At 63.5% G+C, this 14,788-nt stretch carries 12 protein-coding genes and 1 pseudogene; 7 read left to right on the top strand and 6 right to left on the bottom strand.

All coding sequences use genetic code 11. The annotated features are described in order from the left end of the window. Positions 1–12 precede the first annotated feature (12 nt). Complete coding sequence (locus AC04SF_RS11310) at positions 13–933, bottom strand: sugar kinase (RefSeq protein WP_488477847.1); 921 nt, start codon at positions 931–933, stop codon at positions 13–15. 151 nt (positions 934–1,084) lie between these two features. Here AC04SF_RS11310 and AC04SF_RS11315 point away from each other — a divergent pair, with 151 nt between their 5' ends. Beyond that, the gene (locus AC04SF_RS11315; protein WP_095200265.1) at positions 1,085–1,534 is read left to right on the top strand and encodes a FixH family protein; all 450 of its coding nucleotides are present in this window, start codon (positions 1,085–1,087) and stop codon (positions 1,532–1,534) included. A 7-nt stretch (positions 1,535–1,541) separates the two neighbouring features. Beyond that, positions 1,542–2,741 (top strand): cytochrome-c peroxidase, encoded by a 1,200-nt coding sequence (locus AC04SF_RS11320; protein ID WP_488477848.1) that lies wholly within the window; start codon positions 1,542–1,544, stop codon positions 2,739–2,741. Positions 2,742–2,798: 57 nt separating this feature from the next. On the opposite strand, the gene AC04SF_RS11325 is transcribed toward AC04SF_RS11320, so the two are convergent. After that, a complete protein-coding gene (locus AC04SF_RS11325) occupies positions 2,799–3,251 on the bottom strand; it encodes an Lrp/AsnC family transcriptional regulator (RefSeq protein ID WP_477439225.1) in 453 nt (150 codons plus the stop codon). Positions 3,252–3,414: 163 nt separating this feature from the next. On the opposite strand from AC04SF_RS11325, the gene putA reads away from it, so the two are divergent. Together putA and AC04SF_RS11335 are read left to right on the top strand one after the other, a co-directional pair. After that, positions 3,415–7,023 (top strand): bifunctional proline dehydrogenase/L-glutamate gamma-semialdehyde dehydrogenase PutA, encoded by a 3,609-nt coding sequence (putA, locus tag AC04SF_RS11330; protein ID WP_488477849.1) that lies wholly within the window; start codon positions 3,415–3,417, stop codon positions 7,021–7,023. Positions 7,024–7,071: 48 nt separating this feature from the next. Further along, a complete protein-coding gene (locus tag AC04SF_RS11335; RefSeq protein WP_488477850.1) occupies positions 7,072–8,172 on the top strand; it encodes a glycosyltransferase in 1,101 nt (366 codons plus the stop codon). Positions 8,173–8,215: 43 nt separating this feature from the next. Here the strand turns inward: AC04SF_RS11335 and hmuQ are convergent, their stop codons facing one another. The 4 genes and pseudogenes from hmuQ to AC04SF_RS11355 all read right to left on the bottom strand — a co-directional run bounded on the left by hmuQ (position 8,216) and on the right by AC04SF_RS11355 (position 12,372). Beyond that, a complete protein-coding gene (gene hmuQ / locus AC04SF_RS11340) occupies positions 8,216–8,530 on the bottom strand; it encodes a heme-degrading protein HmuQ (RefSeq protein ID WP_488477851.1) in 315 nt (104 codons plus the stop codon). 59 nt (positions 8,531–8,589) lie between these two features. Then, entirely contained in the window at positions 8,590–9,693 is a 1,104-nt protein-coding gene (locus AC04SF_RS11345; protein ID WP_488477852.1) for an energy transducer TonB family protein, read from the bottom strand. A gap of 49 nt (positions 9,694–9,742) precedes the next feature. Further along, a pseudogene (locus tag AC04SF_RS11350) lies at positions 9,743–10,177 on the bottom strand (hypothetical protein); the annotation flags it as partial. Positions 10,178–10,182: 5 nt separating this feature from the next. After that, on the bottom strand, positions 10,183–12,372 hold the full coding sequence (locus tag AC04SF_RS11355; protein ID WP_488477988.1) for a TonB-dependent hemoglobin/transferrin/lactoferrin family receptor: 2,190 nt from the start codon (positions 12,370–12,372) through the stop codon (positions 10,183–10,185). 199 nt (positions 12,373–12,571) lie between these two features. Here AC04SF_RS11355 and hemP point away from each other — a divergent pair, with 199 nt between their 5' ends. The 3 genes from hemP to AC04SF_RS11370 are packed head-to-tail and all read left to right on the top strand — an operon-like array spanning position 12,572 to position 14,780. Then, positions 12,572–12,778: a hemin uptake protein HemP gene (gene hemP, locus AC04SF_RS11360; protein ID WP_096446896.1), complete on the top strand. Its 207-nt coding sequence runs from the start codon at positions 12,572–12,574 to the stop codon at positions 12,776–12,778. Positions 12,779–12,798: 20 nt separating this feature from the next. Further along, positions 12,799–13,860, top strand: a complete 1,062-nt coding sequence (locus AC04SF_RS11365) for a hemin-degrading factor (RefSeq protein ID WP_488477853.1) — start codon at positions 12,799–12,801, stop codon at positions 13,858–13,860. 11 nt (positions 13,861–13,871) lie between these two features. Continuing rightward, complete coding sequence (locus AC04SF_RS11370) at positions 13,872–14,780, top strand: heme/hemin ABC transporter substrate-binding protein (protein WP_488477854.1); 909 nt, start codon at positions 13,872–13,874, stop codon at positions 14,778–14,780. Positions 14,781–14,788: the final 8 nt, after the last annotated feature.

Here is a 14,788-nt window from a genome sequence, read left to right on the forward strand (position 1 = left end):
TCCTTCAGGCGGCTAGTTTTCGAACGCCGCCCGCAATGTCTCGAATGGCCCCAGCGCGCCGCGAACCTGGACCACGGCAGCGGCGACGCGGTGGGCCCGGCGGGCGGCTTCCTGTGGGCCAAGGCCGGCAAGCCGGGCCGCCAGATAGCCGCCATTAAAGGAATCGCCGGCGCCGGTGGTGTCGACGGGGGCCGCGACATGGATCGCTGAGACGCTGTTTAGCGTTCCGTTTTCGGCAATCAGCGCCGGCTGCTCGCCGTTCTTGACGACGATTTCGCCGACCCATTGTCCAAGCCGCTCCGCGGTCGCCTGCGGTGTCTCATCACCAAACAGCATCTGTTCGTCGGGGAAGGTCGGCAGGGCGATGTCGGTGACGCCAAGTGCCTCGACGATGGCCGCCTGCGCGCTTTCGCGGTTGCGCCAAAGCCGTGGCCGGTAATTGGGATCGAAGGCGATCAACGAGCCCGCCGCACGCGCCTTGGCCACAGCCGCCAGCAGTGTTTTGCGCGCGGCATCGTCCAGAATTGCCAAAGTGATTCCGGAAAAGTACACAAGTGCCTGATTTTCCAAGCTTTTCGACAATGCCGTGGGATCCGAGGCGAGCTGCCGGGCCGCCGCGTCGCCGCGCCAGTAGGTGAAGGAGCGCTCAGCGCCGGTCAGCGTGATGGCATAAAGGCCGGGGCGCGCGCCCGGTATCACCGGACTGGAACCGATGCCGATGCCGTTTTCGGCGAAGAAGCCGATCTGGCCTTGCGAGAAGGGGTCGTCGCCGAAGGCCGAGACATAGGTTGCCGGACGGTCTCCGCTCAACGCGTGCAGGGCCCACAGCGTGTTGAACGTGTCGCCGGCAAAACCCATGCGCCAGTTCGGGCCGGTCTGGCCCGACAGTTCGAGCATGCATTCGCCGATCGAGGCGACGCCGTTTCCCGCCATCTGCAATCCTCCAGTGATTTCGGTGCTGTAGCTTTTTGCCGGCGGCGGCGCCATGCTTGGCACGCATGCTTTTTTCAGCCACAGCGTTTTCCCACAGGCTGGCGGGACGCGATCCACCCGGCAGAGCGTTATCCGCAGAAGAGGAACCGGTTTGGCATCGATATGGCGTTATCTCTTGGCGGGTCTTGGTCTGGCTGCGCTGCTGGTCGGCGTTCTCGCGGTCGTCTACCTGACCGCGCCGCAAAGCGCGCAGCTTGCTGGCCCGGATGTCTCGCGGACGAAGAAAACCGACAACGGGCTGTACATGGCGAGCTTCGTGCCGGAACGGGGCGTGGTGCGGCAGGGCGAACTGGAATCCTGGCTGCTGACGCTGAAAACAAAGACAGGGGCTTCGGTGGAGCGCGCCGCGATCGCCATCTCCGGCGGCATGCCGCAACACAATCACGGCCTGCCGACCAGCCCACAGGTGACCGATTACCTGGGCGAGGGCCGCTACCGCATCGAGGGGCTGAAATTCACCATGAGCGGCTGGTGGCAACTTCGTTTCGCCATCTCGTCCGGCGCCGGCTCCGACACGGTGCTGTTCAACGTGGTGCTGTGAGCGATCGATGAAGCGCCTTTTCTGCTTTCTGGCGCTGATGGTGGCCGTCATCCTTGGCGGCTGCGGTAAGCCGGATTTTTCCGACGCCGAGAAGAAGACTATCGCCTCGCTGGCCTTGAACACGCTGCCGTCGCTGAAGCCCGACACCACCAACCGCTTTGCCGATGTGCCGGCCGCCGCGGCGCTTGGCTCGACGCTGTTCTTCGATCTCGGCATGAGCCGCGATGGCACGGTGTCGTGCTCGACCTGCCACAAAATCGACCGGCAGTTCCAGGACGACCTGCCGCAAGCGGTCGGCGTCGGCCGCACCAACCGGCGCACCATGCCGCTGGCGGGCGTGGCGCGCGACCCATGGTTCTTCTGGGACGGCCGCCGCGACAGCCTGTGGGCGCAGGCGCTGACGCCGCTGGAAAACCCGCTGGAACAGGCGGGAAACCGTGCCGCCTACGCGCACTACATCAAGGCGCGCTTCGGCGAACGCTATGAGCGCATTTTCGGGCCGCTGCCCGATTTTTCCGGCATTCCGTTGAATGCCAGTCCGCTTGGAAACGATGCCGAGAAGGCTGCCTGGAATACAATGAGCGATGCGCAGCGCGACGCCATCAACCGCGTCTATGCCAATATAGGCAAGGCGATCGCCGCTTTCGAACGCTCGATCGAGCCGTCGCAGACGCGCTTCGACCGCTTTGCGCTCGACCTTGCAACCGGCGCCGAGCCGAAGGGCGATGCGGTCTTTACGCGGGAAGAGATACTTGGGCTGAAATTGTTCATCGGCAAGGCCAATTGCGTGACCTGTCACAACGGCCCGCGCTTCACCGACAACGGTTTTCACAATACGGGCGTGCCGCCCGTCGCGGATCTGCCGCCGGATCGTGGTCGCATCGACGCGGTGGCACAGGTCGAAGCCGATCCATTCAACTGCTTCGGCGCCTATCGGGATGGCGACGTCAGTGCCTGCGGCGAACTGCGTTTCATGGTCAAGGATGCGCCGCAACTGATCCGAGCTTACAAGACGCCGTCGTTGCGCGGTGCGGCAACGCGGCCGCCCTATATGCATGCAGGGCAATTCTCGTCGCTCGACGAGGTGGTGGCGCACTACGCCAAGGCTGCGCCCAGCGTCGAGGGCACATCCGAAATTCACCCGCTGGAGCTGTCGGATCGTGAGCGCGCGGCGCTGGTGGCTTTTTTGAAGACTTTGGCGGAATAGGCTCATGTTTGACCATGATCTTGTCCGAAAACCGGCGTCCACTTTTCGGGATCATGGTCAGCGATCCTTCACTGTCTCCATGGCCACGAAGGTCGAGGTCTGGGCGACGTGGGGGAGGGCCGAAATGCGCTCGCCCAACACGCGACGATAGGCGGCGATGTCCTTGGTGCGGACCTTCAGCAGATAATCGAAGCTCGACGCCATCATGTGGCACTGCTCGATCTCCGGCACGCTCTGGACGGACCGGTTGAAGGCGTCGAGCGCGGCGGAACGGGTGTCGGACAATTTCACCTGGACGAAGGCGACATGACCTTCGCCCATGCGCTCGCGGTCGATGATCGCCTGGTAGCCCCTGATATAGCCATCCTTCTCCAGCCGCTTGACCCGCGCCTGCACCGGCGTCTTCGACAGGCCGACCTTTGCCGCCAGTTCGGACATGGAAAGCCGGCCGTTGCTTGCCAGCGCCGACAGGATGTTTCGGTCGATGCGGTCCAATTGGTCTTCGGTCATCAAAAAGGCAGTCCATTTGTTGATCTTGTGTCGCTATGATGGATCAAATGGCCTGTGATGTCGATTTCTTTGGACCGACTGAAATCCGCGCCTGTGCTAGCTTGCGCCATTCGGTCCGGTGACCGCCGGCCCGCTCGCTGATGCTCGCTCCACAGGACCCGCCATGCCGCTCGACACCATCCGCCAGCAGATCCGCGCCAACTATTTGCCTGACGAGGACGAGGCCGTGAAGCGGCTGGCCGAGGCGACCGGGCTTTCGGCCGGAGATCGCGATGCGATCTCGGCGCGGGCCGCCGATCTGGTGCGGGCGGTGCGCGGCTCGTCCGATCCCCGACTGATGGAAGTCTTTCTTTCCGCCTACGGCCTGTCGACCAAGGAAGGCGTGGCGCTGATGTGCCTGGCCGAGGCGCTGCTGCGCGTGCCGGACACCGAGACGATGGACGATCTCATCGCCGACAAGATCGCGCCGCACGACTGGTCGGCGCATTCCGGCGGTTCGAGCTCGATCTTCGTCAACGCCTCGACGTGGGCGCTGATGCTGACCGGCCGTGTCCTCGACGAGGGCGAGGGCGGCATCGAAGGCACGCTGCGCTCCATGGTGCGCAGGCTGGGCGAGCCGGTGATCCGCAAGGCGGTGGCCGCCGCCATGCGCGAAATGGGCGAACAGTTCGTGCTCGGCCGTACCATCGCGGAGGCGGTCAAGCGCGGCCGGCCGATGACGCAGAAGGGCTGTCTCTATTCCTTCGACATGCTGGGCGAGGCGGCGCGCACCGAGGTCGATGCATTGCGCTACCTCAAGGCCTATGCCAATGCGATTTCGTCGCTCGATTCCGGCTCCAACGGCCCTGACATCCGCCAGAACCACGGCATCTCGGTCAAGCTCTCGGCGCTGCATCCGCGCTACGAGGTGGCGCAGAAGGAGGAGATGCTGCCCGTGATGGCCGAGCGGCTGCTGTCGCTGGCGCTCGCCGCCCGGCATTCGCGCATGGGCCTCAACATCGACGCCGAGGAAGCGGATCGCCTCGATCTGTCGCTCGACGTCATCGAACGCGTGCTGGCCGAGCCGGAACTCGCCGGCTGGAACGGTTTTGGCGTGGTGGTGCAAGCGTATGGGCCACGCGCGGCCTTCGTCATCGACTGGCTCTATGCACTGGCCAAGAAATACGACCGCACCATCATGGTCCGGCTGGTCAAGGGCGCCTATTGGGACACCGAGATCAAGCGCGCGCAGACGCTCGGGCTTGCCGGCTATCCCGTGTTCACCCGCAAGGCCAACACCGACGTTTCCTACATGGCTTGCGCGAAAAAACTGCTTGGCATGACCGACCGCATCTATCCGCAGTTCGCCACCCACAACGCCCACACCGTCGCCGCCATCCTGTCGATGGCTGATAATCGCGACGCCTTCGAGTTCCAGCGCCTGCATGGTATGGGCGAGGCGCTGCACGAGACGGTGCGCCAGGCCGAAGGCACGCGCTGCCGCATCTATGCGCCGGTCGGTGCGCATTCCGACCTGCTGGCCTATCTGGTGCGCCGGTTGCTGGAGAACGGCGCCAATTCCTCCTTCGTGCATCAGCTGACCGACGAGGACGTCGAGCCGGAGGACATCGCGCGTGATCCGCTCGAAACGGTGGAAGGCCAGGGCTCTGCCGCAAATCCGGCGATTGCCCGGCCGTCCCAGATCTTTGGTGCTGGTCGCCGCAACTCCAGGGGTTTTGACATCACCGATACGGTGACGCTGGCGGCGATCGACAAGGCCAGGGCGGCCTTTGCCGGACCGGATCGCTGGCACGCCAAGCCGATCACGCGGGCCGCCGGCTACGGCAAGCAGCGTCCAATCGTCAATCCGGCCAAGCCCGATGAAGTGGTCGGAACGGTTCACGAGGCGTCCGCCAAGCAGGTCGCGATCGCCGTGCGGATCGCAGTGGAAGCGCAACCGGCCTGGGCAAAGCGCCCCGTTGCCGAACGCGCCGCCATCCTCAACCGCGCCGCCGATCTCTACGAGGCCAATGCGGTCGAGTTCTTCGCGCTGGCCACCCGCGAGGCCGGCAAATCACTGGCCGACGGCGTCGCCGAAGTGCGCGAAGCCGTCGACTTCCTGCGCTACTACGCCGCCGAAGCGGCAAACGCCGAGATAGGCACGCAAGCGCGCGGCGCCATCGTCTGCATTTCGCCGTGGAACTTTCCTCTGGCCATCTTCACCGGCCAGATCGCGGCGGCACTCGTCACCGGCAATTCGGTGATCGCCAAGCCGGCCGAGCAGACGCCGCTGATCGCCTTCCGTGCCGTCGAGCTGCTGCGCGAGGCCGGTGTCCCGGAAGACATCGTCCAGCTGCTGCCCGGCGACGGCCCATCGGTCGGCGCGCCGCTGACCGCTGATCCGCGCATTGCCGGCGTCTGCTTCACCGGCTCGACCGAGGTCGCCAAGCTGATCGAAAAGCAGTTGGCCGAAAGTGCCGCGCCCGACGCCATGCTGATCGCCGAGACCGGCGGCCTCAACGCCATGATCGTCGATTCCACCGCGCTGCCCGAGCAGGCGGTGCGCGATATACTGGCCTCGGCCTTCCAGAGTGCAGGTCAGCGCTGCTCGGCGCTGCGCGTGCTCTATGTGCAGAAGGACGTCGAGAAGAAGATGCTGGAGATGCTGAAGGGCGCCATGGAAGCGCTCAATATCGGCGACCCCTGGCGGATTTCGACCGACGTCGGCCCAGTCATCGATGATGAGGCGCAGGCCTCGATCCGTGACTATTGCACGAAGAAGGGTCTTGAAGGCCGGCTGATCGCCAAGCTCGAGGCGCCGAGGGACGGCCGCTTCGTCGCGCCGCATGTCTTCAGGGTCAAGGGCATCGAGGAGATGGACCGAGAAGTCTTCGGCCCGGTGCTGCATGTCGCGACCTTCGACGCCGATGAGATCGACGCGGTGATCGCCGCCATCAATCGGAAGGGCTATGGCCTGACCTTCGGCCTGCATACCCGCATCGAAGGCCGCGTCCAGCATTTCGTCGACGGCATCCATGCCGGCAACATCTATGTCAACCGTAACCAGATCGGCGCCGTCGTCGGCTCGCAGCCCTTTGGCGGCGAGGGGCTGTCGGGCACCGGTCCAAAGGCCGGCGGCCCGCATTATCTGCGCCGCTTCCGCAAAGGGCCGGAAGCCGGCACGGAAGTTGGCGAGGGCCACAAGGTGACGGCGACCGAGCTGGCCGACAATCTGCCCGATCCCACGCTCGGAGGCTGGTCGACGCGCCCGGACCGGATCGCCATCCTGAGGAAGCACCTGCGCGGCAAGGGCGCGGCCGCCATTGGTGCCGCCGCTGCAATCGATTTCGGCCAGGTCGATCTGCCGGGACCGACCGGCGAGGCCAACACGCTGTCGCTGTCGCCGCGCGGTCGTGTGCTGTGCCTGGGGCCGGATGCCGACACGCTGCTTGCCCAGACGATCCAGGCGCTCGCCGCCGGCAATGCGGTGCTGGCCGTCGCACCGGGCGCACCGGCGGCTCTCGCCGCGCTGACCGGCAAGGGACTGCCTTTGGCTGCGATCGACGGACGTCCCGATCCGGTCGAAGCGCGCTCGCTGCGCGTCGATGTCGTCGCTTTTTCGGGCACGCCGGAAGCTGCGCGCATCGTGCGCAAGGTCATTGCCGAGCGCTCAGGCCCGATCGTGCCGCTGGTCAGCGAGTTGCTCAATCCGGCGGCCTATGTGCATGAGCGGGCCGTCTGCGTCGACACGACCGCCGCGGGCGGCAATGCCAGCCTGCTCGCTGCGGCATAAAGACTATTCACACCTCGCTTGCCTTGTGTCCAGTTGCCGGGGATAAGCATGGGCGGCAATTCGAGCGGGGCGACCGATCAGATGGAAGACAAGTCCCCACCGTTTGAGCTGCCGCGCGTGGCGGTGGTCATCACCTGCTACAATTACCGGCCCTACGTCGAACAGGCGATCCGCTCGGTGTTGGCGCAGACCTACCGGAACTGGGACTGCGTCATTGTCGACGACGCCTCGACCGACGGCTCGGCCGACCATATCCGCCAGCTTCTGGCAGCCATAGACGATCCGCGCCTGCGCCTGCTGGCGCGCTCGCAGAATGGCGGGCAGATCACGGGATTCCGCGATGGCTTTGCCGCGACCGACGCGCCTTTCGTGGCATTTCTCGATGCCGACGATGCGTGGCTGCCGGATTTTCTCCTGGCGCATCTGTCCGCCCACCTCAACGCAACATATTCGGCCGCGCTGTCGAGCTCCGACGTGTTCCTGGTCGACGGCAGCGGCACCTTGCTGAGCGGCACGTTCCTTCCCTTGCGCAAACCGCGCTCCGGGCCCGACGGCAATGGCGTCGCCATCGCGCCTGGTGGCCAGCTTGCCGGCATAGCGCCCGGGATTGCTTGCGTATCAGAGCATCCAGTGACTTATTTCGCGCCTGCGACAACCGGCTGGCTATGGTCGCCATGCTCGGCGATCATGTACCGGCGTGGCGCGCTGGAGCGGGTCTTGTCCTTCCCGTTCAAGGCCAAGATGGGGGCGGATTATCTGACGGTCACATGTGCGCATCTGGCCGGCGGCAGCCTCATCCTATCCGAAGGGCTCAGCCTCTATCGCCTGCACGGGTCGAACATGTCTTCCACCGGCATTGCCTTTGCCGGCGGCCATGTACCGCAAACGCCTGCCCACCGAGCCCACAAGAGCACATTGGCGGCGGATGTCGTCGACTATGTGCTGGAGAATTCAGCTTGGCTCAGTGATATCAACGGGCGCAATTTCATACCCGCATTCCTGAGGCAGCATGTGCGTCAGTTCAAGGAGCTGGCCGATGATCCGCGGCTGATGCGATACCTGACCCGGGGACGGCCCTGGCAGTGGCTGCGCATGCATGTTGGCCACTGGCTGCGTCGGCTGGGTGGGCGCGGTTCGACGCGATCATGACGAGGGTGCCCGAGGTTCTCGCATTTGCTCGGGTAAAGCCACGTCAGGCGCCCTCGACGACGGAAAAGCCCTCGAATTGCGGGTGGCCGAGATAGTGGACCTTCGTCGTGCCGACATTCCTGTGTGCGGCGCGGAAGTTTTCCGATTTGGTCCAGGCGACGAAATCATCCTGGCTCGCCCACACCGTGTGCGAGGCAAACAGCGTGTAGCCTTCGGCCTCGTTGACCGGGCCGCGCAGCAGATGGAATTCCCGAAAACCCTTCATCTCGGCAAGGCTGGAATCGCGGTTCTTCCACACGGCCTCGAAATTGGCTTCCGAGCCGTTCTGCACCTTGAAGCGGTTCATGGCGATGTACATGGGATTCCTTTCGTGCGGATGTTGATCGTTGGCGTTGCAGCGCTTTGTTCCGGGCCGGTTCAAAATGGGCCGATTCCGACCTCGAACTCCAAAGTTGGGTTTGCTGCCTGTGCGGGAATTGGAGGGAAAGGAGCGGCCTTGCGCACGATGCCGAGCGCGGCCTCGTCGAAAGCCGCCGATCCTGAGCTCTGCAGAACGCGCAGCTCATCTATGCCGCCCTTCCTGCCTATGACGAATGTGACGACCGCATTGTTGCGTGCCTTCAGTTGCAGCGAAGGCGGGAGAGTACGGTTGACACTCCCGAGCTTTCTAAACACGTCGCCGCGATAGCTGTCTTCCGCGTCGCTGCCTGCCTCTTTCGGTCTTTTGCCCTTGCTGGCCGCTTGCGCCAGCTTGTCCAGGCCATCTGCCATGCCGCTGCGCTCACTCGCTGCTCTAATCGTCGCCGGAGCGGCTGGCGGGGTTGGCCTGGCGCTGGGGATTGGCGGTTGGTCCGGAACGACGGCAGGCGCTTGAGCGCTTTCGGCCTGGACGCTCGGCTGCGGCGATGTTTCGGCTTTGGCATCCACGCTCTGATCGTCGGGGCGCGGGGTCGCCGCCACCAGTATGTCCGGCGTTACCGCTGGCTGTTTGGCAGCTTCCGGCAAAGGCTCGGGCAACGGCCTGGCTACTTCCTGTACGGGTTCGGGAGCTTGCTTCACAACCTCCTGCTCAGGCTGCAATGGCTTTGTCGGCGGTGCTGGTCTGACAGCCTTTGCCGGTTCCGGTTTGGTCGGCTGCGGTTTCGGCTCCAGCGTGACATTTATTGCCGCCGGATCCTTGACCAACGCGCTGCCGGCCACCTTGTCGCCGGTTTGATCGCCGCCTTCCGATTGCTCAGCATTCCGGGAATTGAATGCGCTGGAGGGCGAGAACAGAAAGAATGCCGCCGCCGCTCCATGGAGCAGGCTCGAGACGACGAGGGCAATGGGCCATCGGGCGGTCGGCCGTGCGGGCACAAGTGGCCCGGCCGGCGCTACCGCCAGTTCACTGCCAGCGTCGGGGAGGGGACTGATTTCCTGCATGTCGCGGGCCGGAAATTGCAGCGACCAGCGGGCAAAAGTCAAATCAAGATCATCTGCCCCTGGTATCGGCGAACCGTGTCCGGCCGGCGGCCAGGCCACGGTATTTCCTGTAAATGCGGGATGCAGTCCCAACGCCGGTCTCAGACGCGAAAGCGATACCGGTCTTGGTGTCCGTCTTCAGCTTGCGCATGCAGGCGGCCGGTTCGACGCCGGTGCCGGCACACTCGGTCGCGCTGTTGATCAGCACGCGGCTGACCTTGGTGCAGTCGGTGCCGGCGAGATCAAAGCGCGTCACCTTGGTCTTGCCTGCCGGCAGGTCCTTGAAGTCGAGCACGGTCAGCCGATCGACGACACCGGCGGTGTTGAAGAGCGCGACCTCGAACGCCGCCTTGGAGAGGTCGGCGCCGAGATTGTTGTTGACCAGGAAGGTCAGCCGGCAGCCCTTGTCGGAAGGCTGCGCGGCATTGAGTTCGAGGGTCAGCGCGGGGACCGGCGCGGACCCTTCAGCCCACGCCGGAACCATCGCCAGCGACATCGCAAACGCCGAGGTCAGCAGACGAAGGGATGTCGTCAAGCTCGTCATGGCCATCAGCCTCCAAAGCGCATGGTTGCCGCCAGCTTCAGCGTGATGCCCGGCTCATAGACCGCGACTGTCGTGCTGCCGTTGAGCGGATTGGCGTATTTGACGTCGAACAGGTTGTCGGCGCGGAAATCGACCTTCAGATTGTCGGTCGCCTGGTAGCTGGCGAAGGCATTGATCAGCGTGTAGTCCTCGGCCACCGCATTGCCTTTCGGCTTGCCGTTGTACTGCACCTCACCACCAACGGTCAGCTTGTCCTCGAGGAAGCGCAGCCCAAGCTGGGCGGTGACCTGCGAAGAGGGGATTGTAGCGAGATCGGCTTCCACACCCTTGTAGGAAATGGTGTGGCCATTCGTGATCGATGCCGAAAGCCCGGCATAACCCCATCCAGCGTCGTAGACGCTTTCAAACTCAAGGCCGTAGATCTTGGCCTTGGCGAAATTCTGGTACTGGTAGCAGATCGGAATGCCAGGGCCGAACGGGCAACCACTGCTTGGGGCGAACGGCGACAACGTCACGCCTTCGATATAGTCGTCGACGTCGTTGTTGAAATAGGCCGCCTTGATGCGGAGTGCGTCGCCAGCCTCCAACATATCGTTCTGCTTGTAGTTGATGCCGAATTCGGTCGTCTTGCCGGTTTCAGGTCGCAGGTTCGGATTGGGCAGGAATGGGAAGGTGACACCTGCCGGATGGTTGCCGCTGATCAGTGTCTCCGTGAGGGAGGGCGAACGGTAGCCCTCTGCGTAAGTGCCATAGAATTGCAGGCCGGCAAGGCTGGCGTTGTCAAAGGGCGAGACGCCGACGGTGATGCGCGGCGACAACCGATCGCCTGATGTATCGTGGGTGTCATCCTTGAGACTGTAGCTGTCGTAACGCAGCCCGGCGATCACCTCGAGCCAATCCCAGGTGAGCTTATCCTGGACATAGGCGCCGGAGACGTTGCGCTTGCCTGACGGCGTGTAGAAACTGTCGCCGCCGGCGGTACCGCCCGTCTTCACATTGTCGCCGACCCAGTCGCCGCCATAAGTCAATTCGTGGGCGACGCCACCGGTTTCGAATCGTGAGGTGTTCCAGATGTCGATTGCGGCCGTGCCGACATCGAAAGTCGACGTCGAGCCGGTTGGCAACACCACTGGAAGACCTGTGACCGGATCAAAGCGTTTTTGCGGGACAAGGCTGGTCAGGTCGAGACTGGTCTTGTTGTACGAGGTGTTGATGTGGAGATCGAGCCAGCTCTTGTCCTCGTCCGTGATGTTGTAACGGGCCGTGAAGGTGTTCGACTTCAGGTCGACATCGTTGACCGGCACACCGCCGCTGGTTTCGTCCCAGCTGTCGCTTGAGCCGACCCAGCCCAGTTTCAACTCGCTGTTTTCGGACGGGCGGATGGTGGTCTTAAGCAGGCCGCTCAGCACGTCGAAGCCGGTGCCTTTGACGGTGTCGCCGCCGCCATCCTTGTAGTCGTCATAGTTGCGGTAGACGATGTTGCCCAGGACATCCCAGTTCTCATTGAAACGGTAGGCACCCGTGGCGCTGGTGGTCCAGCCCTTGCCGTTGCTCTCATAGCGTCCGGTTACCGAAGCGCCCCATATCTCCTCCGGCTTGAGAAAATCCTCTGCGTCCTTGGTGTCGAAGAAGACGACGCCGCCGATGGCGCCCGAACCATAGGTGTTGGCGACAGGACCGCGGATCACATCGACGGATTTGACGAGCTCGGGGTCGATGTAGAAGGTCGATTGCGTGCCGTGGTCAGAACGCTGGAAATTCTGGCGTGCGCCGTCGACGATCACCGCGACGCGGCCGAAATCCTGCAGGCCGCGAATGTTGATGCTGGTGCTGACGCGCCTGGCGTCGGCCTGTGTCGCGACACCGGGCACACCCAGCAGCATCTCGTTCGGCGTCGTCGCCATGCGGCGGGCGAGCTGGTTCTGGTCGACATGGCTGGCCGAGGCCAATGATTCGATCGCCGTTTCGCCGGTGCGGCTGAGCACCAGGATCTTGTCGAGCAGCGTCGCACCCGCGGGGGCTGCCTTCTCCTGGTCAGCCTTCTTCGATTGATCTGTCTGCTCGCCCGCCGGCTGCGTTGCCTGCTGAGCGTGGGCTGATGGCGCGGACAAAGCGACCGCCGCCACGCTAGCCAACAAAGCCGCCACACCGTGCGCCGCCGACCGGCCGCGCCATTCCCAGTTCACCAACCCCATGCCCCAACTCCAGATTCCAGGTTTCATGCTGGCTGGCCTGGGGCTCGCTGGCATTTTTCATCGTGTCCGGCGTGTTAAATGTTGACTCGTTTACTCCGGTATTGCACTGACTAATAAACATGATTATTCAAGTCAAGAAATCAATCGACATTTCGCAACGCCTAGCCAGGTGCCCGGCACAGGAAAGGGATCGACCCAGATGAACACGCACAATCCCAACGATTTTCGCTATCGCGCCCGCCGTTCCGACGATGCCTCTACCCGCTTCGATCGGATCCCGCTGGCGGTGCGAACGCTCTCCAGCAACACGCTGTTCCAGGGCGAGCACGAGATCGGCATCGAGCATCATGGCGCGCTCTACCGGCTGAAGATCACCCGGCAGGGCAAGCTCATTCTCAACAAGTAAGAAGGCATCAGGGGTAAGACATGGACCAGCGCGTAAAACCCGCCCCGCATGAAATCCGGCGGGCACGGACGGAGGATCCGAAAGCGCGCGAGCGTGACCTGGCGGCCCAACTCGGCATTTCGGAAGCCGAGTTGGTCGCCGCGCATTGCGGTGACGGCGTCGTGCGCATCGAGCCGCGCATCAACGACCTTTTGACGGGTCTCGAAGCCGTTGGCGAAGTGATGGCGCTGACCCGCAACGAAAGCGCCGTGCACGAAAAGATCGGCGTCTATGACAAGGTCGTCACCGGCAACCACAATGCCATGGTGCTTGGCGAGAATATCGACCTGCGCATCTTCCCGAAGATCTGGGCGCATGGCTTTGCCGTGGAGAAACGCGACGGCGACGAGATCCGCCGCAGCCTGCAGTTCTTCGATGCGGCGGGCGAGGCGGTGCACAAGGTGCATCTGCGGCCGGCCTCCAGCCTCTATGCCTACCAGAAGCTGGTCGCCTCGCTGGAATCCTCCAACCAGGAACCGACGGTCAATATTTCAGGCCCAATTTCCGACGATCAGGGCGAGGGCGGGGCAACCACCGCCAGCCCAGACGATCTGCGCGACCGCTGGAGCCGGCTGACCGACGTGCACCAGTTCTTCGGCATGCTGAAGACGCTCAAGCTCAGCCGCCGCCAGGCGGTGCGCATGGTCGGAACCGACTATGCCTGGTTGCTCGACAATGATGCGGTCCGCGCCATGTTCCATCACGCCTCCGAGGGCGAGATGCCGATTATGTGCTTCGTTGGCAACCGCGGCTGCATCCAGATTCATTCCGGCCCGGTCAAATCGATCAAGCCGATGGGGCCGTGGATCAATGTGCTGGACGAGACCTTTCATCTGCACCTGCGGATGGATCACATCCATGAGGTCTGGGCGGTGCGCAAGCCGACCAAGGATGGCCATGTCACCTCCCTCGAGGTCTACGCCGCCAATGGCGAGATGATCATCCAGTTCTTCGGCAAGCGCCACGAAGGCGAAAGCGAGCGCGACGATTGGCGATTCCTGACCGAGAACCTGCCGCGCATTCCAAGCCCGACGGCAGCGTGAGGAACGGTGTGATGCGGTTTTTCCCGAACCTGCCGGCCATGCGCCGTTCGATGGCAGCGCCGATCCTCGGCCTTTTCCTTGCCTTTGCAACACTGCAACCGGCTGGCGCTGCCGAGGGCGTCTCGGTCTTCTCCGATCCGTCGAAGATCGCCGCCATAGGCGGTTCGATCACCGAAATCGTCTATGCGCTTGGCGAGGAGAAACATCTGGTGGCGCGCGACTCCACCAGCAATTATCCGAAAGCGGCGCTGGCCTTGCCTGATGTCGGCTATATGCGCGCTCTGTCGCCGGAAGGTGTGTTGTCGGTCAATCCGACCGGCATTCTGGCGTTGCACGGCAGCGGTCCCAAGGAAGCCGTCGACGTGCTGAAGAAGAGCAGCGTTCCGTTCATCGAAGTGCCCGAGCATTATAGCCACGAAGGCATCCTCGAGAAGGTCCGCATCATCGGCAAGGCGCTCGGCGTCGATGCCAAGGCCGAGGTGCTGGCCAAGGAACTCGATGCCAAACTGACCTCAGCCGAAAAGCAGACCGCCTCGATCAAGGAGCGCAAGCGCATCCTGTTCGTGCTGTCGATACAGGGCGGCAAGATCCTGGCGGCCGGTAGCGAAACCGCGGCCGACGGCATGGTCAGGCTGGCAGGTGGGGTCAATGCCGTCGAAGGCTTCTCCGGCTACAAGCAGATGTCCGATGAAGCGATCATCACCGCCAGGCCTGACGTGATCCTGATGATGAGCAATGCCGGACCGCCGGTATTGGACGACGAATTGTTCGACAATCCGTCCGTTGCCTCGACGCCGGCCGGAACCGCGCGCAAGCTGATCCGCATCGATGGTAGCTATCTGCTCGGCTTCGGGCCGCGCACGGCCGATGCCATCCACGACCTCGCCGTCTCGCTCTATGGCGCTGAAGTCACGGACTGAGCAGGCAG

The organism is Mesorhizobium sp. CNPSo 4671 (genome assembly GCF_057784245.1).

Coding starts and splice junctions, on each gene's coding strand:
- AC04SF_RS11310 (WP_488477847.1), bottom strand. CDS start 933: ATGGCGGGAAACGGCGTCGCCTCGATCGGCGAATGCATGCTCGAACTG.
- AC04SF_RS11320 (WP_488477848.1), top strand. CDS start 1,542: ATGAAGCGCCTTTTCTGCTTTCTGGCGCTGATGGTGGCCGTCATCCTT.
- hmuQ (WP_488477851.1), bottom strand. CDS start 8,530: ATGTACATCGCCATGAACCGCTTCAAGGTGCAGAACGGCTCGGAAGCC.
- AC04SF_RS11370 (WP_488477854.1), top strand. CDS start 13,872: ATGCGGTTTTTCCCGAACCTGCCGGCCATGCGCCGTTCGATGGCAGCG.
- AC04SF_RS11335 (WP_488477850.1), top strand. CDS start 7,072: ATGGGCGGCAATTCGAGCGGGGCGACCGATCAGATGGAAGACAAGTCC.
- putA (WP_488477849.1), top strand. CDS start 3,415: ATGCCGCTCGACACCATCCGCCAGCAGATCCGCGCCAACTATTTGCCT.
- AC04SF_RS11325 (WP_477439225.1), bottom strand. CDS start 3,251: ATGACCGAAGACCAATTGGACCGCATCGACCGAAACATCCTGTCGGCG.
- hemP (WP_096446896.1), top strand. CDS start 12,572: ATGAACACGCACAATCCCAACGATTTTCGCTATCGCGCCCGCCGTTCC.
- AC04SF_RS11355 (WP_488477988.1), bottom strand. CDS start 12,372: ATGGGGTTGGTGAACTGGGAATGGCGCGGCCGGTCGGCGGCGCACGGT.
- AC04SF_RS11365 (WP_488477853.1), top strand. CDS start 12,799: ATGGACCAGCGCGTAAAACCCGCCCCGCATGAAATCCGGCGGGCACGG.